Raw genomic sequence first — 21,184 nt, forward strand, 5'->3', positions numbered from 1 at the left:
ATGGTATTTGCGGGTTTTGGCGGGCAGGGCGTGCTGTTTGCCGGAAAAGTGGCAGCCTATGCGGGGCTGCTGGCAGGCAAGGAAATCTCTTGGCTGCCCTCTTACGGCCCGGAGATGCGGGGCGGCACTGCCAACTGTAGCGTGTGCGTCTCGGACCAGCCCATTGGCTCGCCCCTGGTCACCAACCCTAACGTGCTGGTGGCCATGAACCTGCCCTCTTTGGATCGGTTCATCGATGGGGTGGAGCCCGGCGGCACCGTGCTGGTGGACAGCTCCCTAATCAACAAAAAGGTGGAGCGGACAGACCTGCGGGTGTTCTACGTGCCCGCCTCCGCCCTGGCGGAGGAAAAAGGGCTGAAGGGCCTGGGAAACATGATTCTGGTAGGCAAGCTGTTCCGGGAGGTGTGCGGGGCGGGTGATTATTGCTTCTGCACCCCAGAGCTGCTGGATCAGGCCCTTGAAAAGTGCGTTCCGGCCCGAAAAGCTGGCATGCTGGAGCTGAACCGCCAGGCGCTAAGCTTGGACGTGTAAAGAAATTTAGACCCATCTATGTCCAAAGAAAGGAGGCACTCCTTTTGCAAAGCTACTCCATGATCTTTCTAGACATTGACGGCACTTTGCTAGACAGCCGCTATCAGGTTTCCCCGGCCACCCGGGGGCTGCTCTCTTCTCTAACGGCCCAGGGCGTGCCTGTGGTGCTCTGCTCGGCCCGGCCCCCGGTGGGGATTCGGCTGGTAGAAGAGCAGGCCGGGGTCCATGGGCCCATGATTTGTTACAGCGGGGCACTCACCCTTTCCCCCCAGGGCCAGGTGGTGGACCAGGCCCCGCTGGACAGCCAAAGGGCCCTGGCCTTTCAGTTCTTTGTCCGGGCGGAGTTTCCCGGCGTGGCAGTGAACGCTTATCAGTATGAAAATTGGCTGGTGGAGCCGGACCAGCTGACTTTGCCTTGGGTGCTGGAAGAGGGCCGGGCGGTTCACAGCGCTCCCATTCCCCGGCCGATTGATCCCAGCGCTCCGGTGCACAAACTGTTGTGCATTGGTCCGCCGAAGGACATTGCCTCTCTGCGAAAAAAGGCCGCCCAAGCTTTTGAGGAACTAAACCTGGTGCAATCCACCTCTACTTACCTGGAGGTGCTGGCCCCCAGTGCCTCTAAAGAGCGGGCGGTTCGGGCCCTTCACACTGCTTATGGAGTTCCCCAAAAGGCCATCGTGGCCTGCGGCGACTATGACGCAGACCTGGAAATGCTCCGTTACGCCGGGCTGGGGGTGGCCATGGGCAATGCCACAGAAGCCGTAAAGGCCGCGGCGGACCTTATCACCGAGACCAACGACCGCCAGGGGGTGTACCTGGCCCTGAAAGACCTGGCCTTTGTTCCGCCGCCGGGGAGCGCGTCATGAGCCGCCCTGCCCAAAAACAGCGCTTGGCCGCCTTTGCCCAAGAGGCCTTTGGCGTTTTGCCGGAATATTTATGGGCGGATTCTCCGGGGTGTTTTGTGCTGCGGCATCCCATCTCCAAAAAGTGGTTCGCGGTTTTCATGGAAGTTTCCGGCCGCCGTCTGGGCCTGGAAAGCGGCGAGATGGTCTCCATTGTCAATGTGAAGTGCGACCCTCTTTTAATCGGTTCTTTGCTCATGGAGGAAGGCTTTTTCCCCGCCTATCATATGAATAAATCTCTGTGGATCTCCATTTTATTAGATGAGAAAACGGGGGATAAACATATTGCCTCATTGCTGGAAATGAGCTATGAAGCGGTGTCTCTCAAAAGGAAGAAGCGGCGCGGGGCGCAAGAAAAGAGCGGGGAACTTAACCCATAAACCCAGTAAAAAGGAGGCATGACGCCTTTGGGGGAAAGAGATTTTTCCGTAGGTTCTGTTAAGCGCCAGATTATTGCCCAGGCAGTTCCTCTTACCGTTGCCCAGGTGGTGCAGCTGCTCTATAATGTAGTGGACCGGGTGTACATCGGCCATCTAAAGGATGTAGGAGACGTGGCCCTTACGGGCCTGGGGGTCACTTTTCCGGTCATTGTAATCATCGCGGCCTTTACCAGCCTTTTTGGCAATGGCGGCACCGCGCTGTTTTCCATTGCCCGGGGCAGGCGGGACCAGGAAGAGGCGGAAAATATTTTGGGCAATGCTTTTGCCCTGCTGGCCCTGTTTTCGGCAGTGCTTTTCGGGGTGTGTTTTTGTTTTCGCCGGTCGATTCTCCTTCTGTTTGGAGCCAGCGATCTCTCGGTGGAATACGCGGACCAATACTTGCAAATCTATCTGTTTGGCACCCTGTTTTCTATGCTTTCCACTGGCTTAAACGGCTATATTAACGCTCAAGGATTCCCCAAAACCGGCATGCTGACCACCATTTTGGGGGCGGCGGTGAATATTCTTCTGGACCCCCTCTTCATCTTTGTTTTCGGCATGGGGGTGCGGGGCGCGGCCCTGGCCACTGTGATAAGCCAAGGTATTTCCGCTGCCTGGGTGCTGCGTTTTTTAACTGGAAAGAAAGCTGTGCTGCGTATTAAACTTAGCAAAATCCGCATTCAAGCTCAGCGCACCCGGGCCATTATGGCCATCGGCCTGCCGGGCTTTGTTATGCAGGGCACCAACAGCCTGGTGCAGATTGTATGCAATGTGCAGCTGCAAGCCTACGGCGGCGACCTATACGTGGGCATTATGACCGTATTAAATTCTGTGCGGGAAATTCTTTCGCTGCCGGTAATGGGCATTACAAACGGGGCCCAGCCTGTTTTGGGTTTTAACTATGGAGCCCAGAAAAACGGGCGGGTCAAAGAGGGCATCCGCTTTTCCGCTGTTCTCGGGTTTCTCTATACTTTATTTGCTTGGATTGTGGTCATGCTAATTCCCAAACAGCTGATGGGCGTGTTTTCCAATGATCAAAACATTGTGGAAACTGGCGCGGAAATGCTGAACATCTACTTCTTCGGATTTGTATTTATGGCTTTTCAATTTGTGGGGCAAACTGCCTTTCAGTCTTTGGGCCGAGCCAGGTATGCGGTGTTTTTCTCTCTGTTCCGCAAGGCCATGATTGTAGTCCCCCTCACCCTTTTGTTGCCAGCGGTGGGGTTTGGGGTGCCGGGGGTTTTCCTGGCCGAACCCATCTCCAACGCTATTGGCGGTCTGGCCTGCTTCCTCACCATGTGGCGGGTAATTTACCGCAGACTATAGAAAAAAAACACGGTTCTCTCAATAAGGGTTGCGCGTACTTTTTGACCATGTTAGGGGGCTCCCCGCCTACCAGCTGGGGCGCCATGTGCCGGTGGGAAAAAGCCGCGCTCTTTGTCCCACGCATGAATTGCTTCAGCAGCGCGAGCAAGCCATGCATCAGTTGTATCCCGCAGGATGCAGCAGCGGCAACAGGGAAAGCGCATTAGTTCATTGCATAAATATGGCTGTGGTTAATTCCTCAATTGACAAACCGGGGATTTTGCGCTATCATTATAGAGAAGAAAATCTGCGGTTTTTTTGGCTTTTGTCCCTGCCGCGAAAAATTGTGGAAACGAGGAATGTGAAATGCCCCCGCAAAATGACGAAAATCTCCCCATGGATTTCGATTCTATAGACGCTCCGCCCGCTGTACCGGTTTTTGTGCCCCAGGGGCCGCCCCCTGGCCTGGGAGTGCTGCGCACTTTAATTTTGGCCCTCATGGTGGCCGTGGCTGTATTGGACCTGCTGCTTTTCGCGGGCGTTTACTTGGCCCTGGCCACGCCCCAGGCCCAGCTGCCCGCTGCTCTTAGTGGGCAAACTGCCTCTGCCCCCCAGGAGCCAGGCCCTCTGGCATAAAATTGTGCTGCATTTACCCTGCCTCCTAAAAGGTGGCAGGGCTTTTAGTTTATGGAGCTGTACTCTGCCCTAGAACCCATGGAATATGTGTAGATAGCGGCAAGCCCCTGGTAACGAAACCACAATGGTTGTGGGGTCTTAGCTGGAGACCAGCGCCTTTTTCAAAGATAGAGACTCCTTTGGAGCTGATGCCAGCTAGCAGCCGGCGCGATTTTATCCGTCAGATTCTGCCGGCTGGCAAGGCAAGGGGCCGAAAATTGGCAAAACAACTTTTTGCGGTCAAGGGCCGCTTGGGATTTCTAAAGGAACCCCCCTGTGTTTTTAGGCGCTTTTCCCCATCTTAAGACTTGCAAATTTAGGGGAAACATGGTATGATTTATTTTGCTAAAGGAGTGAATTGATATGATGGCAATTATTGACTACGGCGCGGGCAACCTGCAAAGTGTGGAAAAGGCTCTGGCGCATATTGGCTGCCCATGCACAGTGGTCTCTTCTGCCCAAGAGCTGCCAAAGGCCCAGGGGGCTGTGCTGCCCGGGGTGGGGGCCTTTGGCGAGGCCATGAGCGCCCTGCGGGCCCGGGGTTTGGACCAAGCCATAAAGGACTTTGCTGCCTCTGGCAGGCCCTTTTTGGGCATCTGCCTGGGGCTACAATTGTTGTTTCAGTCTAGTGAGGAGTCCCCCGGTGTGCAAGGACTGGGGTTGTTAAAGGGTCATGTGCTGCGGCTTCCGGCAGAGAGCGGGCTGAAAATTCCCCACATTGGCTGGAACTCGTTAGACATCCGCCGGCCGGGCTGGCTACTGGCCGGGCTAAGCCCAGAGCCCTACTTGTACTTTGTTCACTCCTACTACCTACAGGCCCAGGAGGACGTGGTGAGCGCCACCGCCAGCTATGGAGCGGAGATTCATGCCGCAGTGGAGCAGAACAACCTGGCGGCGTGCCAGTTTCATCCAGAAAAAAGCGGCAGCCAGGGCCTTTGCATTCTGAAAAACTTTGCCCAGCGGGTGAAAGATTATAATTAGCAGGTGACAATTTATGTACGCAAAACGGATTATTCCCTGCCTGGATATTAAAGAAGGCCGGGTGGTAAAAGGCACCAACTTTGTGGACCTGAAAGACGCTGGGGACCCAGTGGCGGCAGCGATAGCCTATGACCGTCAGGGCGCCGACGAGCTGGTGCTGCTGGATATTAACGCCTCTGCGGACAGCCGGGGCATTTTAACCCAGGTGGTAGAACGAGTGGCAGAAAGCATCTTTATTCCCTTTACTGTGGGGGGCGGCATCCGCCGGGTGGAAGATTTCACCGCCATTCTTCGGGCCGGGGCCGACAAGGTTTCGGTAAACTCGGCAGCCCTAAAAAACCCAGAGCTCATCCAGGCTGCGGCAGAAAAGTTTGGTAGCCAATGTGTGGTGGTGGCTATGGATGCCAAGCGCCGGCCTGGGGGTGGCTGGACCCTATACTTAAACGGCGGTCGGGTAGATACGGGCATAGATGCCCTACAGTGGGCCCAGCGGGTACAGCAGCTAGGAGCAGGAGAGATTTTGCTGACCAGCATGGACCAAGATGGTGTTCAGACCGGTTATGACCTAGAGCTAACTCGGGCGGTGTCCAGCGCGGTTTCCATCCCGGTAATTGCCTCTGGAGGGGCGGGAGAAAAGGTGCATTTTTATGAAGCCTTCACCCAGGGCCGGGCCGATGCCGTACTGGCGGCCTCGTTGTTCCACTTTGGCCAGCTAAGCATTCCAGAGCTAAAGGACTACTTGTCCAAGAAAAACGTGCCGGTGCGGCCCGTGTGTTTGGCTTAAAAGCGGGTGCTGGGAAAAGAAAGAGATTTTTTGAGAAAAAAGAAATTTTTTTTAGAAAACCCCTTGACTTTTTCTGGATTTTTGGTATAATAATTAACGTTCCTAAGGGCATGGTTGCTGAAGGGAATGTATAGCGGTATTGTGTAATGGTAGCACAGCAGACTCTGACTCTGTTTGTCTGGGTTCAAATCCTGGTACCGCTGCCAAACCGGGCAAGGGCCTGGAGCCTATAGAGCCCCAGGCCCTTCTTTTTTTACAGTTGGTTAACTGGCAATGTTTGCCAGTTCCATCGAGGTGTGGCTCAGCTTGGTAGAGCGCTACGTTCGGGACGTAGAAGCCGCAGGTTCGAATCCTGTCACCTCGACCAAGTGAATCACCTATTGCAATCTGAACCCCTATGGGTTGGACAGCAATAGGTGATTTCCATTTTTCCAGACTTTCCGTATGAATTTTGGCCTGCACTTTATCACGTTAACTTAGACATGTATGTCCAAAAACTTTGAAATGGCAGCCCAAAAAGTTAAAATGTCTAACATTCGAACCCCAATGTCTATTTCTAGTCCACTCCTGCTCCCACGTGATCACTGAAAAAGTCAGCTTCCTTCTGTACAGGAGTCTTGTATTGATTCGTGGCGTGGGGTCGCTCCTCATTATAAAAAGTCATATACTTATCCACAGCCGTTCTGAATTCATTTTCAGAGCGGTATTTTGTTCTATACAGTTCTTCCCTCTTTAGGCTGGAAAAGAACGACTCCATCACAGAATTGTCATAAGGAACGCGGGCTCTTGAAAAGGATTGCGTAACCCCCAGAGATTTCAGGTAAGCGCAAAATGTCTTCGCCCGATAGTTCGTACCACGGTCAGTGTGAAATGTTAAAGGATTTGTAGTCTTTCGGTTTTCATACGCCGCGCGAAAAGTGCCCTTGACCAACTGGGTGCTATTAGATTTACCGATTCGGTAGGCAATCACTTTTCGGGCAAACAGGTCAATAACAGCACAAATATAGAACTTCTTATCATCGAAACGAAAGTAAGTAACATCGCTCACCCATACTTCGTCGGGACATGTAACATTAAACTGTTGATTCACGTGGTTGATAAGCTTACGCTGTTCCTTAACATAGGTGTTCTTCGCACCCTGACGAATACTGGTCAGGCCCATCTCCTGCATCAGTTCACGAACCATCTTAATTGAGATGGGATAGCCTTTGCTTTTCAGCGTTGCCGTGATTTTTTCTGCACCGAATATCTGATGGCTATGGTCATATATCTCCCGGATAACCTTTTTGAGTTCATTTCGCCTCTCCGCATACCATGTATGCTCTCGCTTGCCGCGCAGAACGTGGTTGTAAAAAGTGCCTCTTGGCACATCTAAGGCCTCGCAGATCATGTGCACGCTATATGTATGCTGCTCATGCAGCTTTTCTAATGCACCCAACTTCACTTTAAGAGGATCTCTGGGAGAACATTCGGAGGTTTTGAGAATTTCAATGATCCCCTCCAAACGCTTGACCTTATTCTCCAACAGGCGGAAGTTCTTTAGGGTAGGCTCCTTGCAATCATCCTCAGCGGTCTTTGCCGGTTTTAACCAGTTATAAATTGTACTTCTGGGAATGCCGGTGTCTCCAACAATATGGGAAACAGACTCACCCGATCTGTGGCGGGAAATTACCGCTTGTCTTTGCGACAGGTCATACTTACTTTTCATTGTTATCGCTCCTTATGCAATTTGAGTATACCATACTTTCCTTTCACTAGGCATTGCATCCTGCTTGAAAAGTGTGTGGATTTTTGGTATAGTTAAGTTAGGCAGGAAAGCCAGCGTTTGCGAAAGGAATATGGTTATGATAAAGTATATAAGAAATTTGCATAGGAGCGCAAATGCATTTTATGAAAAAAGGCTGAATTTGCACCAGCCAATTATCGGCTATAGAGATTTATTGCCCGTAGACGATATACAAAATGGCGATGAATATTTGAATGCATTAAGCTGGGCCTTTAAGAATAAGCGAGTAAAGAATATTGCGCTGGCAGGGCCATATGGTGCAGGGAAGAGCAGTATCATAGAATCATTTCTCAAGAAGCATTGGCGGATAAGACGAAGGTCTCTCCGAATATCCATGGCAAGCTTTGAGATAAATTCGGAAATTTGTAATAGCACAGAACAGGATGACAAAAAGCACAAAACGCCCATCGAAAAGGAAGAAATCGAACATGGAATTTTGAAGCAGCTGTTTTATAAAGTAGGGTATGGGAAAATTCCTCAAAGCCGTTATAGAAAATTGCACAAAATAAGTGCTCTTTGGACATGGGTAAAACTGGTCTTTATCACATTATTGGCAATTCCATTTGTTTATGCTTTCAAGACAGAGTTTCTCACGGAAATCAAAGAAAGTGTTGTATCGGCCGGAGAGAGTTTGAATCTGTCCGAGGTATGGGCAATAGGAATATTTATAATGTTGACAGCGGCTGTGCTCGGTATAATCTCCTACGCATACAAATCTCTGCTCTCGAGGTATACGATTCGGAAGGTTTCGCTTCCGTCAGATACAGTAGTTGAAGGCGGCGGCGAAGGGGATGAATCAGTTTTTAGCAAGTATCTGGACGAGATTTTCTATTTCTTTGAAGTGACAAGATATCAATACGTTTTCTTTGAAGACCTTGACCGCCTGGATGATCCTTCTATATTCGTGCATCTGAGAGAGCTGAATACACTGCTGAATAACTATGATATAATTCATAGTAAGCTGGTGTTTGTATATGCCGTCAAGGATGATATTTTTAGCGATGAAGACAGGACAAAATTTTTTGATTTTATTATACCGGTGGTTCCTATCATTAACTCAACAAATTCAGGCGAGGTTTTCACGGCTATGCTGGAGAGAGCCCGGCAGTCCGGAACGGAGCATTGCATTTCTCAGGAGTTTATTCTTGATGTGTCTCCGTACATCTCCGATATGAGAGTTCTGCAAAATATATATAACGAATTTCTCGTGTACAAGGGGACAATCAAAGCGGGGCAGGAATTGGAACTGGACGATGAGAAGATGATGGCTCTGATTGTTTTCAAGAATTTGTATCCGTCTGAGTTTGCAGACTTGCAGAAAGAGAAGGGGGTAGTCAAGCGGGCCTTTGAGGATAAACGAAGCTTTATTGCAACGAGGCAAAAGACTGCACAAGATGAGATAGATAGGCTATCGACTTTGATTGAAGAAGCAAAAGCAGACACACTCCATAGAACGAAAGAACTTAAGGCGGCCTTTCTTTGTGAGATAACGGGATGGAAAGGCACAGCTTATTGTATCAGATTAGACTATTCAACAGATGTTTATGCATCTGAAATATTTACAGGCGCATTTGATTTTCTATCACTTGCAAGAAAAGAAATATATGGTATACGCATGATGGATTTGAACGGTAATAACCGAAATGCTTCATGTGACAACTTCTTAGAGCTTTGTCAAATTTATAGCAGGAGGGCTGAACGAATCGAGTTAGTTGAAGGGAAAGAAAAAAGAAAGCGAATAGAAGAAATAGCTCAACTCAAAAACCAACAGCAGAATATTAGGTACAAGACAATGAGAGAGTTGCTGACAGAATTCAAAGTGGATGCAGTATTATCTGAGAACGTCATGAACAACAAGCTGCTATCGTTTATGCTGCGCCGTGGCTATCTGGATGAAGACTATGCGACCTATATCAACTATTTCAAGGGCACCAGCATAACAAAGAGCGATATGAATTTTATACTTGCTGTTAAGAATTTAGAAATGACTGAGTTTGAATATCCAATTTCAAAAACACCACAAGTCATTCAGCGGCTACAACCATATGAGTTCCGGCAAAAATCAATATACAATTACGCCCTGCTGGAGGAATTATTGGGTACGGAAGGTGAATCAGAAAAGCGGGATTTATTTATTGAACAGCTTTCGGATGAAGATGAACGAAGCTGGGCATTTATTGATGGGTTTATAGACGTTACGAAAAACTTGGAGTTGTTCATCACTTTACTAGCAGAGGCTTGGCCCAGGATGTGGCTTTATATATCCAATCGCGCGACCCTTTCGTATGAAAGAAAGAGCCATTACTTGCTGGTGCTAGTTCGCTTTATTGATATCGACAGTCTTGTTGCAATGAATAGAGAGAGTTCATTATCTCACTTTATTGAGGAGAATGAGGATTCCCTACAGCGGCTTGCTTCGGTTGATGCAGACAAAGTCTACTCAGTAATTAACTGGCTTGACTTGAGATTTGACAACGCTATTATTGAGAAAGTTCCCAGAGAAGTTGTTGATGCAATCATCGAAGAAAGCCGGTATGGAATCAATTTGACTATGTTGAAGCGAATCGTGAAATTCTTGAATCCTGACCTAGTGGCTGGAGTTGAGAACCGGCCTTACTCCACTCTTAATGAATTAGAGTGTGACTCTATTCTGCAAAATGTTAGGAACCATATTCCTGAGTTTGTTAATGAAATAGTCGCGCAAGGTTCAATGGATGATTTGGAGGATGATGTTGCAGACTTGCTGGAGAGAACGATTGACAACGCTATGTTATATGATATTGTTCTGTCTCATGAAACTGTCTGTTTTGAGGATATCCTCTCTTGTTGCGGAAACTTAGTCTCAGACAAGAGAGACGCTGTGCAAATGCTATGGAGCGCACTTTTGAAAGAAGATAAAATATATCTTAGCTGGAAGAACATATACGAATACTGGGAGCAATTTAAGTTTGACAAAGTGCTTCTCGAATACATTGAAAACAATTCAGATAAGCTAAAAGGGCAGAGCACAGATTTTTTGGATGATGATTTTATCGGTGATTTTATTGCCTCAGAAGTAGATGACAGAGCCTTTGGCGAACTCTTACCTGAATTGAGAATGCAAGATTTCAATGTACCTTTATCGTCACTTTCAGAACATCGAGTGTTAAAATTGATTTACCTCAAATTTATTCCATTCACTGTCCCACAATATGATGAAATGCAGGACTGCTGTCCAAACCTGTGCGAACCATTCATTTTATGGAATCAGCGCGCATTTAGAGAGCTTATAAACGACGTTTCGCTAACATCACAGCTCATTGAGAATCTTGTATTGAGTAAGGACAGCGAAAATGAGACTAAGATAGAAATCATCAACACATATGGTGCAGAAAGCATGACTCAAAGAATTGCAGAATATTTATGCGCTGCACGATTCGATATCAGCCAAGAGATATTTGATGCAGCGTGGAATATGCTTGACATCCATAAGCAAGAGAAGCTAATGTTCATGTATTTGGCCATGCTTGATGATAAGAGTCTTGCATCATGTTTTTCTGATTTAGGGGGAGACTACGCAGATTTTGTAGACAGGATCAGTAGACATAAAGTGGAGCTTAAATGCTCAGACAATAACCGGAGATTGGTCCAAAGGCTGAAGGAGGTAGATTACATTACGAGTTATTCTGAAGGAAAGAGCGCTAAGAAAGGAAAGGATATTGACCAGGATTGTAAAGTTATTCAGTGTTGGATTAAGGCGGAGGAATGAGGGTGCAGGCATCTGTTAAGGCAGAGTTCAAATGACGGATTTTCAAAAGCCCGTAAAACCGCATAAATACTGGCTTTTTGGGCCTCCAAACGGCCTGCGGCATCTTTTAAGTATGGTAAGGCCAGGTTTACACATCTTAACAGATGCCACCCCCAAAATTCCCCGGAATTCCGGGGGTTTTTTGCGTTCAAGAGGCCAAAAAGGGACCGCCGCGGCGTGACGTGTTTTGGGGGATGCCATCAGGGAAAACGAGAGTCAGTGCAGAAGAAAACAAAATATTTTTTGTGAAGGGCCATGATGAAAATCGTGGTCCTTTTTCTTTTTCCAGAGAAAAATTTAGGAGGTGTGCAGGGTGCCAAAGTTTACAGAAAGCAAAACCGATCGGGCCTATGAAAGTTTCATGAAACAGATCCCAGGCTTCCAGCATGATCCGCCCGAGACTGAAACCAGCCGCAAGGACATGGAGCAGAACAAAAAGCAGAAAGAAGTTCATAAGGATGATCTTCCGCAACGATAACCACGGCGTACTGTTCGAGAAAGAAATCAGGTACCACAAGGGCTGTCGACGTTGGCTTCGCCAAGTCGCCAAGATTCAGAAACAGGAATGTTTCTGAATCTTTCATTTTTTGAGGATTGCCGCAGCCCTTTTTGGAGCATAAGGGCAACGCCCGTTGCTTTGACGGTCGACCCAGGCTCTGGCATCAGGCCGAGAATCACATCGGGACTAATGAAATCGACATCACTGCCATAAAGCCCAGGCGTTTGGACGCCATGGCCTACGTCTGCTTCACGGTGGCAAAGGACATCATCACAGGCAGCAGGACGGTATCTCTCACAGAACTGGCCGACACAAGTATGCTCTCCCCCCGGTACTTCCTGGTGATACAGACCGCCATGCTGATCCGGGTCTACGGACTGAGTGCGGCCAACCGGCTGCTATTTACAGAGGGGAGGAAACCGGATGAACTTTGACAGAAATAAGGTTGAGCTGGTCAGGCGGCAGTACCCGGTGGGGACGAGAATCCAACTGCACAGGCTGTGCAATGATGAGCGGGGGATGCCTTCAATATTGCCCTGCGGGCAAATTGCCGAGTTTCCCTCGACCGCGAGGCGGTCGCCTTTTGCTCCGCAAAAGTACCGGAAAACTCTTGTCCTGTGCGGGAGTGTGATTGGCGTCGATGACCAACCGGCCCTGCTCATGAAGTGGGACAATGGCAGAGGACTGAGCCTTATGCCGTTCGAGGACAGTTTCACGGTAATCCAGGAGCAGCAGCACGGCACTCTGGACGAGTAGCTCTATGATAAGCTGTCGCAGGAGCAGGATACCTTTCGGAAAGAACTGCTGGCTCTCCCGCCCGAGGAAATCCTGGATAAGGCTTGGGAATATCTGGTGCGGGAGGATATCCTGCTCACGATGGAGTACAACGAGCTGGACGATGAACAGGCGAAGGCCCTGTTGGAACTGCCGGACGCCATGTCGGACCTGTACGATACGGTCAAGGGGAAAGACAGCCGCCAGCAGGAAACCATCTGGCGGGAGATCGAGGAAAGGGCCAATGTGCTGGCAGCGGGAACAACAGCCCCACAGAAAGCGGGATATGGAATGGTAACAGACAGGGCGGCGGGATAGTCAATGCTTATCTCCGCCGTTTTGTTTTAGACTTTTATGAGAGCGATAAACTGGAATTTTAGGAATTTACCCATACATCTATTTCGTCCTTCGTTGGGACTTCAAAGATAGACTCGAATTTATCAGCAAGTCCTTCATCAACATAATACGCATCAGATTCGTGATTTAAAACATCCTGATTTCTTTTTTGAATTCTTCTGTTCCACTCAACCGAATCAACATCCAAATAATAGAATTCATAATCAATATGTCTTGATGTGTAATACTCTTTCGCGTATTCACGTTCTTTCCTGGTCCAGAACCCCCAGTCTAAAACCACGTTAATTCCTGATTCTGCAATCTCAACAGATTTTGCATATTGGTATGCCTTTATTCTTTCAACATAGTAATCATGTTTTTCTCCGGCATCCTGTCCAAACACCGACAACATTATTTCATCAATTGAAAGAATCACTGCTTTGTGTGTTGATCTGATTTTATTGGCATAAGTACTTTTTCCGCAGCAGAGCTTGCCACACATAATAAAAACCTTAGACATTAGTCCCTCCATAAATATCGATTTATCGGTTTGTACTGGGGGAAATTATACCATACCCAATTACGAAAAGCAATCCCCCGTTCTACGTCCGTTCCGCCTATCCAGACGGTCAAGGGGCGAGTAGTATTTTTTCGCAAAGAACGCGAAAAAATCTCCGCTCTTAACCCCTTGACCGTCTGGATTTTTGCCGTTGCCATAGCGTTGCAAAGGCCCTGTGGCTGCTGTCCTACAATACTGCGACACCATCCGGGCGCTGTACAGTGTGCCGGGCATTTACATCGAGAAAATCAAGCGCATCAACAATCTGGCCCAGCGGTACGACCCGGGGACGGTCTATGAGGAGGTCTTTATTTCAAACTACGACCCCTTGCATTGCTAATTTTCACTGAGCACCTTAACTGTATCCACAACACTCACCTGCCCTGCCTCCCGAAAGAACTGGCTGAGCAGATGGACATGCCCGGCGCCTATCAGCAGCAGTACCCGCTCGTCCGGCGCCTGAAACAATGCCGTGGTATTCTTCCAGATGCGCAGGTTGCGGTAATACCAGTACTGGCCCACCCAGCCCGCACCTACTGGCCAAGTGCCATCGTCCAGCTTGGCGAATTCCAAGTATGTCTGATGGTCTGCCGCACAGTACTCTGGCCGGTTCATATAAATGAAGTGCTCCAGTAGGGTGGAAGCTTCCATGTGCTGCTGCTCCTGGTTAAACCTCTCCTCATTGTGGCGATTTAGTTCCTCAACATGCTCTGAAGGGTTATCCGCCATCCACTGGAAGACGCTGCCCACGCCAGGCACCGCCATGTTCCAATCCACGCAGTGCAGCCGGTCATGCCTCATATGCTCCGCCAGCCGGAACCCAAGCTGGTATACCTCACTGATGCCTAGTTCCTTTTCCCTGCGCAGATAAGCCTGGTATTCCTCCTGCAGCTGGCCACTGTATTCCTGGGCATCCTCCACTGCTATCTTAGTAGGCTTGAAATGTGCCAGGACTTCCACCAGCTTCAACACCTCCTGCTGACGCTGGCTTGAGAGGATGTCCGATTTGAGCTTGAACTGATCGCTGTTTCCGAAGCTTTTGAAATGAAATGTCCCCAATATCATAAGTTCCTGCATAGTTTGGCCTCCAATTATTTTTCGTTTATTATACAATATTTATTATAGAAAAGCAATAACAGGAGCTGCCATTGAGGACACCGTAAGGTAATTGTGATTTTTATTATCTGCTTGAACGTATCCTTTCCATAGTTATGCAGCCTTTCCCAAATGGCCGCCAGCGAGGGGCTGTTCAGCGGTACATCGGCCACCACCTTTGCGCCCAACGAGGCCATGACCCGAGGGATGTTTGTGGCCGTGCTGGGGAACAAGACCAAATTTCACTCATGAGTGAAACTTTTTTGATTTAATACTCAAACCCCATAATAGATGCTAAGAGTTTTACGAAGTAAAACTCGGCAACTTAACCGAACGAAAGTGAGGTTAATGTTGGCGGCAGCGGCGGAAAGCTGGACCCCAGCGGCACAGCCACCAGGGCGCAGGTGGCGCAGATCTTCTACAGCAGCCGGGAACTGCTGGCGAACGGAAGTAGTGGGGACCCCCAGCCGCCTGCTCCCTCTCCCAGCCCGGATGTAACGCCCAGCCCCTCGCCTTCTCCCAGCCCGGATGCGCCGAAGATTGAGATTACAGACGAGGTCAGGGATAAGCTCAAGCCCAATCAGGACCCGGAGAAGATTCTGGATTATATGTTGAATGGGAAAAACGATGACCCCACTTTCTCCTATGATGGCACGACCGCTAAGTGGGACCCCACACTGCTGGATTCATCGGATTGTGCTATCGTCCCAGCGGGGAGTTGGGAAACGGCAAAGGAAGAAGACGGATATTCCGTCTTACTCTACCACCCAGCAGATAAACCTGACAGCCAGAAAATGCAAGAAATAAAAGCGGCGCTCAACCTGACCCGCCCGGTTTCCCGGACTCCGATGAGGAAGAAGATCAGGAGTACGGCGGCATGGTAATGAATATGTAGGGGAGGGAGCATCATTAGCGCAACGATCGCGGCGGCACTGAAAAAGATAGCGGTTTCACTCCTGCTGGACAAGCGGAATTGGGACAAGATCGTCTGCCTGATTCTGGCCTTTTTCGCAATCTTCATACTGCCCGGCGCGGCGGTAGCGTCCTTTTTCAGTCGGGACGATATCGACTTTGCAGCGCCTGGACTGACCGAAGAAATAATTCAAGACCTTACCCCGGAGGAAGTGGCGGAGCTGCAATTTGTGGAGGATACCGTCAAAGCCCTCCACTCCGCTATGACCGGCAGAACGCCTGAGCAGATCAAAGCCGCCGAGGTGCTGTACATACTGGCGCTTTCGGAGTATTCCAAAGAGCCTGGGTTTGTTGCAAAGCTGGTGGGGTGTTTCGCGGACGGTCAGACAGATGAGCAGCTTATTGCCGAGGTCAACGCTGTGTTCGGTACTGACCTTGACCCGGAGGACTTCTCGGCAATCATGAATTACGCCAATCATCAACTGGTGGAGGTTGCCAAAGCCCAGCTGGGAAATGTGGGCGGCGAACCCTATTGGAGCTGGTACGGTTTTCCCAGCCGGGTAGAGTGTGTGCGCCCGACATTGGACTTCGTCCAAGTCGCCGAGTTTGTCGGCGTTCGCTCCGCGAAGCCGCGCAAACTCTTTGATAGCCATTGTGATTTTTAATTCGCTGTCTGCGGAGACTGGGTAGACTGGTTCAAAAACAAAGACCAATGGCTGGAGGGCAGCGCAACCCCGGACTCTGGCTGCATCATTTTCTTTGACTGGCCGGATGAGTACGGTGTCCAGGACGGCAGTTCCGACCATGTAGGCATCGTGGAAAAGGTCGAAGGAGGCCGGGTGTACACCATTGAGGGAAACTCCGGCGATGCCTGTGAGCGGAACAGTTACCCCATCGGCAACTACCAGATTTTGGGGTATGGAACGCCAATGTTGTAAAGGATTGGAAGTGATATAATGCCAGATGATAACAAAGCAAGTGGTACTACCTACTATCCCATCAGGACGTCGGGAGGCAGATGTACTAAAATAATAAGGAGGTTCACGTTATGGAAAACACAAGAACAATGGCCATTCAGATGCCCGAGGAAACCTATCAGCGGCTGAAAGCCTACCTCAAGCGGCATCAGGTCAAGCAGAAGGATTTCGTCACCCGGCTGGTGGAGCGGGCGATGGAGAAGGAGGACGGCTCCGCGCCGGAGGGCGGCAATGAGTAGGCAAAAACAGTTGCTTTTTAGGCCGGATTCGGGTATAATATTTGTAGAGAGAAGGTGGTTCCCGTGAGCGTCAGCATAGAAGATATCAACTTGTCCAATGACCTGGTCTTCTCAGAGGTCATGCGCCAGCCAGAGAATGTCAAGCCGTTTCTGGAGGCGGTGCTTGAGAAGAAGATTGCGGATATCACCTATATCGAGCGTCAGCAGGACATGAAGGACGGCATCAACCTACACGGTATCCGGCTGGATGTGGCTTTGGCCGACGCCGATGAAACTCGCTATGACATTGAGATGCAGACCGGCCACGCATATGATTTGGAGCGGCGTATCCGATTCTACCAGAGCAGCATTGACCGCAGGACGCTGGAACCTGCTGAGAGCTACCGGCAGCTCAGAGAAAGTTACATTATTTTCATCTGCACGGACGACTACTATGGCCGGGGACTGGCGCTTTATAAGCGCAAGAGCGTTATCGAGGGCGCTGAGGACCTGACGTACAAAGACGGCTCTCATGCCTACATTCTGAATGCCGCGTTTACGGTTAGGAACATGAGCGAACCGGCGCTGGAGTTTCTGCGGTATGTCAACGCGAGGTATCGAAAGCTGGCAATTGACATTTCAGGCTCGAAGTATTTATCGCAAATAGACCGGGCGGTGGAGGACATAAAAGCCGACAAAGGAAAGGTGGAGAGATTTATGACCCTGGCGGCGAAGCTGAAAGATGTGCGGATCGACGCGCGTAGGGAAGGGTTTGAGGAAGGTATAAAAAAAGGTATAGAAAAAGGCCGCGTAGCTGGGCGGGCTGAAGGCGAGCGTAGTGCAATGGTTGGCCTGATCAAACGGATGCTGGAGCGGCATAAATCTCTGGAAGAAATTGCCGATATTTGTGCCCTGGATCTGGATGAAGTCAAAAAAATCGCGGAGGGTGAGTAGGCGTCGACCCCTGCGAAACTGTTCCTCAAAAGTGGCATCTTTTTTGTAATAGTTGTTTTTACAGTTTCTCAATGGGACGTAAAGCCGCATAAATACTGGCTTTTTTGAGAATGAAAAGCCCGCAGGCATCTTTTTTGTATGGTCGTCCCAGGACATTGGCACATAGCCAAGTCTACAATCCCTAGAAACTGTACGGTTTCTGGGGATTTTGCTTTTGCCCGGGCATATTCCCCGGGCGGCCTGTCTGGCCAAACAGCCCAGACGATTATACTTTGGAGGATGGATACCATGAAAGTAATGCATACCATGAAGAAACCCCTTGCGGCCCTTTTAGCGGTACTGTTCACGCTGGCTTTTGCGGCGTGCGGCAGTGGCGGCAAGCCGGACTCCGGCTCTGAGGGGGAAATAGGCAGCGCTCTGGAGCTGCTCACCACCGTGTGGGCCAGCTATGGAGAAGAGGAACGCTTTGCCGCTGCGGGTGGCGATATGTCCGAGGAAAACATGACCATGGACGGCCCCGGCAAGTTCAGCCTCAGCGATGCCGCCGCGTTGGATACCACATTGGGATTCCCTGAGGATGCTGTGGACAAAATTGACGAGGCGGCCTCCCTGATGCACATGATGAACGCCAACACCTTTACCTGCGGCGTGTATCATGTCAAAAACGCCGGGGACCTGTCGGATGTTTCCACCGCCCTGAAGAACAACATCCTGCAACGGCAATGGATGTGCGGCTTCCCGGACCGGCTGGTGATCATGCAGGCCGACGGCTATGTGGTGGCCTTCTTTGGCGAAGAGGGAATCACGGGCACCTTCCGGGAAAAACTGGCGGCCGCGTACCCCGCCGTGGAAACCGTGTGCGATGAGCCCGTGGCGTAACCGGCGGCAGGACAATGGTAAAGGCTAAGCAATGTTATTTTCCAGCATAACCTTTCTGTTTTACTTTCTGCCCGTCGTGGTGGCCCTGTACTTTGCTGCGCCCCAGCGCTTGAAGAACAGCGTGCTGCTTGTGGCCAGCCTCTTTTTCTATGGCTGGGGCGAGCCCAGATACCTGGCCTTTATGCTCCTCTCCATCACCCAGGGGTATATTTTTGGGCTCTTGATCGAAAAACACCGGGAAAAAGGCCGCTCCAAAGCCCTCCTGGCGGTTTCGGTCCTCTTCAGCCTGCTATTGCTGGGGTACTGCAAGTACGCGGATTTCTTCATCAGCAATTTCAACCGGGTAACAGGGCTGTCCCTCCCGCTGCTTAAAATTGCGCTGCCGGTAGGCATCAGCTTTTATACCTTTCAAGTGATCAGCTACACGGTGGACGTATACCGGGGCATGGTGCCCGCACAGCGGAACTATGTGGACCTGGCGGTCTATATAGCGATGTTTCCCCAGCTGGTGGCAGGGCCTATTGTCCGGTACGCGGACATAGCCGGCCAGCTGCGGAGCAGAGCCCACAGCCTTAGCGGGGCCGCAAGGGGCGTCCGGCGGTTTACCATCGGTTTATCTAAAAAAGTACTGGTGGCCAACCAACTGGGGGCTCTGGTGTCCGCCTTTAAAGAATCTGCGGAACCCTCTGTCCTGTTCTACTGGCTGTACGCCGCCGCCTATATGCTGCATATTTATTTCGACTTCTCCGGCTACAGCGATATGGCCATTGGCCTGGGGGATGTGTTTGGTTTCCGGTTCCCGGAAAACTTTAACTATCCCTATATTTCCCGCAGCATCACGGAATTCTGGCGAAGATGGCACATCTCGCTGGGGGCCTGGTTCCGGGACTATCTCTACATCCCTTTGGGCGGCAACCGGGTGGGCAAGCCCCGCCGGCTGTTCAATATAGCGGTGGTGTGGGCGGCAACCGGGCTTTGGCACGGCGCGGCGTGGAATTTTGCCCTTTGGGGCCTGCTGTTTGCGGCCCTGCTGACGCTGGAAAAGCTGTGGCTGGCCGGGTGGCTGAACCGGCACAGGGGTGTCAGCCACCTGTATGTGCTGTTTCTGGTCATGGTTAGTTTTGTGATCTTTGACGCGGAAAGCGTGGCGGCGGCGTTCTCCCATATCACCGCCATGTTCGGGGGCCGGGCCCTGCCGGCCCTTACAGTGGAAAGCGTCTATTACCTGAAAAGCTATCTGGTCATTTTGGCCCTGGCTCTGATAGGCGCGACCCCACTGCCCAAAAAGCTGGCGCTTTTGGCAGAGAAAGGCAGGTATACCCGCGCGGCCTGCCATATAGCAGAGCCGGTGGCCTGTCTGGCGCTGTTAACGGTGTGCACCGCCTATCTCATAGACGGTTCCTTTAATCCCTTCTTATATTTTAGATTTTAGGAGCGATGGTATGCCGGAAAAATGGAAGGATATGGCTCTTGTGGCCCTCACCTGCCTCTTCTTATATGGCTTTTTGCTGTGGGCTGTCCTCAAGCCTGTGGACACCCAGTCGGCCAGTGAGCGCCGGCCTCTGGCAACCCCGCCGGCTGCCAGCTGGGACGCCGTACTTTCGGGGGCCTTTATGGCAGACTTTGAGGAATGCGCGCTGGATCAGTTCCCCCTGCGGGACAAGTTTCGCACGGTGAAGGCTCTCACCGCCCTGTACGCTTTCAGGCAGAAGGACAACAACGGGGTCTACCTACAGGACGGCTACATCTCCAAGCTGGATTACCCCCTTGACCTGCCGTCTGTGGACTACGCGGCGTCGCGGTTCCGGTATGTTTACAAGCAGTATCTGGCGGACAAAGACGTAGCGGTTTACCTGTCCGTCATCCCGGACAAGAACTGTTATATGGCGGAGAAACACGGCGCTCCAGCCCTTGACCATGCCGATCTGGTGGCCGCCCTGCGGGCCCGTCTGGATTTTGCCCAGTATATTGATCTCTTCCCCTTTTTAGAGTTATCGGACTATTACCGCACAGACAGCCATTGGCGGCAGGAAAATATAACCGATGCCGCCCAGTACCTTGCCCGTCAGATGGGGGCCGCCCTGTCAGGCGACTATCCCCGCCATCTGGCCAACACCCCCTTTTATGGGGTATACTATGGGCAAGCGGCCCTGCCCCTGCCAGGGGAGGAGCTGTACTACCTAAGCCACGCCGCCCTAGAGGACTGCCGGGTCTATGACTATGAAACAGGCACTGATATCCCCCTTTACGACCCAGGGCAGGCCGCGGGCCGCGACCCCTATGCCTTTTTTCTGGCGGGGCCCAAATCGCTGCTGAAGATTGAAAATCCTCACGCCGCCCCTGGGAAGGAGCTGGTCCTCTTCCGGGACTCCTTCGGAAGCAGCATAGCGCCCCTGTTGGCAGAGGGCTACGCCTCCATCACTCTGGTGGATATCCGCTATATATCCCCCTTGATGCTGGACCAGTTTATCTCCTTTACCGATCAGGACGTGCTGTTCCTTTACAGCACGTCTGTCCTTAATAACAGCGAAACCATCAAGTGACCAGGCAACCCAAAAAGGGTGCGGCATAGAAGATGCCGCGCCCTTTTTTCATGGCCCCATGCCGGGGCTGGGCTATGAGGAGGAATTGCGGGTCAAGAACGCCCGTCTGGTGGAGCTGGATATGGAGCTGAACATGGACAGCAGGGAGCAGTCCCGTCCAGAAGCGGCGATTGCCAAGCGCGAAAGGCCCTCGGTGCTGGAAGGGCTGAAACGCCCGCTCCCGCCCCGCAGCATGGAAAAGAAACCCAAACAACAGGAGGCAAGATAA

The 21,184-nt window shown here is 50.8% G+C and carries 24 protein-coding genes, 2 tRNA genes and 2 pseudogenes; 25 read left to right on the forward strand and 3 right to left on the reverse strand.

The annotated features are described in order from the left end of the window. From U8U68_RS04360 to U8U68_RS04400, 9 genes are all read left to right on the forward strand, one after another. Positions 1 to 531, forward strand: coding sequence for a 2-oxoacid:ferredoxin oxidoreductase subunit gamma family protein (locus U8U68_RS04360; protein ID WP_322199644.1), 531 nt, complete (start codon positions 1 to 3; stop codon positions 529 to 531). Positions 532 to 575: 44 nt separating this feature from the next. Further along, entirely contained in the window at positions 576 to 1,397 is an 822-nt protein-coding gene (locus tag U8U68_RS04365) for a Cof-type HAD-IIB family hydrolase (protein WP_322199613.1), read from the forward strand. Continuing rightward, positions 1,394 to 1,813, forward strand: coding sequence for an MmcQ/YjbR family DNA-binding protein (locus tag U8U68_RS04370; protein ID WP_322199614.1), 420 nt, complete (start codon positions 1,394 to 1,396; stop codon positions 1,811 to 1,813). The genes U8U68_RS04365 and U8U68_RS04370 overlap by 4 nt, the downstream gene beginning before the upstream one ends. A gap of 18 nt (positions 1,814 to 1,831) precedes the next feature. Next, positions 1,832 to 3,178, forward strand: a complete 1,347-nt coding sequence (locus U8U68_RS04375; RefSeq protein WP_322199615.1) for an MATE family efflux transporter — start codon at positions 1,832 to 1,834, stop codon at positions 3,176 to 3,178. 345 nt (positions 3,179 to 3,523) lie between these two features. Next, the gene (locus U8U68_RS04380; protein ID WP_322199616.1) at positions 3,524 to 3,793 is read left to right on the forward strand and encodes a hypothetical protein; all 270 of its coding nucleotides are present in this window, start codon (positions 3,524 to 3,526) and stop codon (positions 3,791 to 3,793) included. A gap of 402 nt (positions 3,794 to 4,195) precedes the next feature. After that, on the forward strand, positions 4,196 to 4,813 hold the full coding sequence (gene hisH, locus U8U68_RS04385) for an imidazole glycerol phosphate synthase subunit HisH (protein ID WP_322199617.1): 618 nt from the start codon (positions 4,196 to 4,198) through the stop codon (positions 4,811 to 4,813). Positions 4,814 to 4,826: 13 nt separating this feature from the next. Beyond that, on the forward strand, positions 4,827 to 5,597 hold the full coding sequence (hisF, locus tag U8U68_RS04390) for an imidazole glycerol phosphate synthase subunit HisF (RefSeq protein WP_322199618.1): 771 nt from the start codon (positions 4,827 to 4,829) through the stop codon (positions 5,595 to 5,597). A gap of 132 nt (positions 5,598 to 5,729) precedes the next feature. Beyond that, a tRNA-Gln gene (locus U8U68_RS04395) sits at positions 5,730 to 5,803 on the forward strand. Between the two features lie 84 nt (positions 5,804 to 5,887). Then, positions 5,888 to 5,964 (forward strand) — tRNA-Pro (locus tag U8U68_RS04400). 189 nt (positions 5,965 to 6,153) lie between these two features. Here U8U68_RS04400 and U8U68_RS04405 read toward each other — a convergent pair. Beyond that, complete coding sequence (locus tag U8U68_RS04405) at positions 6,154 to 7,305, reverse strand: IS3 family transposase (protein ID WP_322199619.1); 1,152 nt, start codon at positions 7,303 to 7,305, stop codon at positions 6,154 to 6,156. A gap of 136 nt (positions 7,306 to 7,441) precedes the next feature. Here U8U68_RS04405 and U8U68_RS04410 point away from each other — a divergent pair, with 136 nt between their 5' ends. From U8U68_RS04410 to U8U68_RS04430, 5 genes are all read left to right on the forward strand, one after another. After that, on the forward strand, positions 7,442 to 11,131 hold the full coding sequence (locus U8U68_RS04410) for a YobI family P-loop NTPase (RefSeq protein ID WP_066535815.1): 3,690 nt from the start codon (positions 7,442 to 7,444) through the stop codon (positions 11,129 to 11,131). 352 nt (positions 11,132 to 11,483) lie between these two features. After that, entirely contained in the window at positions 11,484 to 11,648 is a 165-nt protein-coding gene (locus U8U68_RS04415) for a hypothetical protein (RefSeq protein ID WP_157130602.1), read from the forward strand. 131 nt (positions 11,649 to 11,779) lie between these two features. After that, positions 11,780 to 12,103 carry a hypothetical protein gene (locus U8U68_RS04420; protein WP_157130601.1) on the forward strand — a complete coding sequence of 108 codons (324 nt, stop codon included), beginning with the start codon at positions 11,780 to 11,782 and terminating at the stop codon, positions 12,101 to 12,103. Next, positions 12,093 to 12,425, forward strand: coding sequence for a DUF4314 domain-containing protein (locus U8U68_RS04425; RefSeq protein WP_322199620.1), 333 nt, complete (start codon positions 12,093 to 12,095; stop codon positions 12,423 to 12,425). The genes U8U68_RS04420 and U8U68_RS04425 overlap by 11 nt, the downstream gene beginning before the upstream one ends. A 12-nt stretch (positions 12,426 to 12,437) precedes the next feature. After that, the gene (locus U8U68_RS04430; protein WP_084384270.1) at positions 12,438 to 12,761 is read left to right on the forward strand and encodes a DUF3848 domain-containing protein; all 324 of its coding nucleotides are present in this window, start codon (positions 12,438 to 12,440) and stop codon (positions 12,759 to 12,761) included. A gap of 58 nt (positions 12,762 to 12,819) precedes the next feature. Here the strand turns inward: U8U68_RS04430 and U8U68_RS04435 are convergent, their stop codons facing one another. Continuing rightward, positions 12,820 to 13,299, reverse strand: a complete 480-nt coding sequence (locus U8U68_RS04435) for a P-loop nucleotide/nucleoside kinase family protein (RefSeq protein ID WP_322199621.1) — start codon at positions 13,297 to 13,299, stop codon at positions 12,820 to 12,822. Positions 13,300 to 13,513: 214 nt separating this feature from the next. Between U8U68_RS04435 and U8U68_RS04440 the strand changes: the two genes are divergently transcribed. After that, positions 13,514 to 13,678, forward strand: coding sequence for a hypothetical protein (locus tag U8U68_RS04440; RefSeq protein ID WP_367575786.1), 165 nt, complete (start codon positions 13,514 to 13,516; stop codon positions 13,676 to 13,678). Here the strand turns inward: U8U68_RS04440 and U8U68_RS04445 are convergent. Further along, positions 13,675 to 14,415 carry a DUF5694 domain-containing protein gene (locus U8U68_RS04445; RefSeq protein WP_066535808.1) on the reverse strand — a complete coding sequence of 247 codons (741 nt, stop codon included), beginning with the start codon at positions 14,413 to 14,415 and terminating at the stop codon, positions 13,675 to 13,677. The genes U8U68_RS04440 and U8U68_RS04445 overlap by 4 nt on opposite strands. Before the next feature lie 150 nt (positions 14,416 to 14,565). Between U8U68_RS04445 and U8U68_RS04450 the strand changes: the two genes are divergently transcribed. The 10 genes and pseudogenes from U8U68_RS04450 to U8U68_RS04495 all read left to right on the forward strand — a co-directional run. Then, positions 14,566 to 14,685 carry an S-layer homology domain-containing protein gene (locus U8U68_RS04450; RefSeq protein WP_084384269.1) on the forward strand — a complete coding sequence of 40 codons (120 nt, stop codon included), beginning with the start codon at positions 14,566 to 14,568 and terminating at the stop codon, positions 14,683 to 14,685. A 152-nt stretch (positions 14,686 to 14,837) separates the two neighbouring features. Continuing rightward, entirely contained in the window at positions 14,838 to 15,317 is a 480-nt protein-coding gene (locus U8U68_RS04455; protein ID WP_322199622.1) for a hypothetical protein, read from the forward strand. Positions 15,318 to 15,557: 240 nt separating this feature from the next. Then, positions 15,558 to 16,010: a hypothetical protein gene (locus U8U68_RS04460; RefSeq protein WP_088364364.1), complete on the forward strand. Its 453-nt coding sequence runs from the start codon at positions 15,558 to 15,560 to the stop codon at positions 16,008 to 16,010. 33 nt (positions 16,011 to 16,043) lie between these two features. Then, positions 16,044 to 16,283, forward strand: a pseudogene (locus U8U68_RS04465) (CHAP domain-containing protein); the annotation flags it as partial. Positions 16,284 to 16,393: 110 nt separating this feature from the next. Further along, the gene (locus tag U8U68_RS04470) at positions 16,394 to 16,561 is read left to right on the forward strand and encodes a hypothetical protein (protein WP_157130599.1); all 168 of its coding nucleotides are present in this window, start codon (positions 16,394 to 16,396) and stop codon (positions 16,559 to 16,561) included. Positions 16,562 to 16,624: 63 nt separating this feature from the next. Next, the gene (locus tag U8U68_RS04475; RefSeq protein WP_322199623.1) at positions 16,625 to 17,494 is read left to right on the forward strand and encodes an Rpn family recombination-promoting nuclease/putative transposase; all 870 of its coding nucleotides are present in this window, start codon (positions 16,625 to 16,627) and stop codon (positions 17,492 to 17,494) included. A 288-nt stretch (positions 17,495 to 17,782) separates the two neighbouring features. Next, on the forward strand, positions 17,783 to 18,373 hold the full coding sequence (locus tag U8U68_RS04480) for a bacteriocin transport accessory protein (RefSeq protein WP_322199624.1): 591 nt from the start codon (positions 17,783 to 17,785) through the stop codon (positions 18,371 to 18,373). 31 nt (positions 18,374 to 18,404) lie between these two features. Continuing rightward, entirely contained in the window at positions 18,405 to 19,805 is a 1,401-nt protein-coding gene (locus U8U68_RS04485) for an MBOAT family O-acyltransferase (protein ID WP_322199625.1), read from the forward strand. A gap of 10 nt (positions 19,806 to 19,815) precedes the next feature. Next, positions 19,816 to 20,916: an alginate O-acetyltransferase AlgX-related protein gene (locus tag U8U68_RS04490; RefSeq protein ID WP_322199626.1), complete on the forward strand. Its 1,101-nt coding sequence runs from the start codon at positions 19,816 to 19,818 to the stop codon at positions 20,914 to 20,916. Positions 20,917 to 20,989: 73 nt separating this feature from the next. After that, a pseudogene (locus U8U68_RS04495) lies at positions 20,990 to 21,184 on the forward strand (hypothetical protein); the annotation flags it as partial.

The organism is Acutalibacter intestini (assembly GCF_034334985.1).
In the GTDB taxonomy this organism is placed as follows: domain Bacteria; phylum Bacillota; class Clostridia; order Oscillospirales; family Acutalibacteraceae; genus Acutalibacter; species Acutalibacter intestini.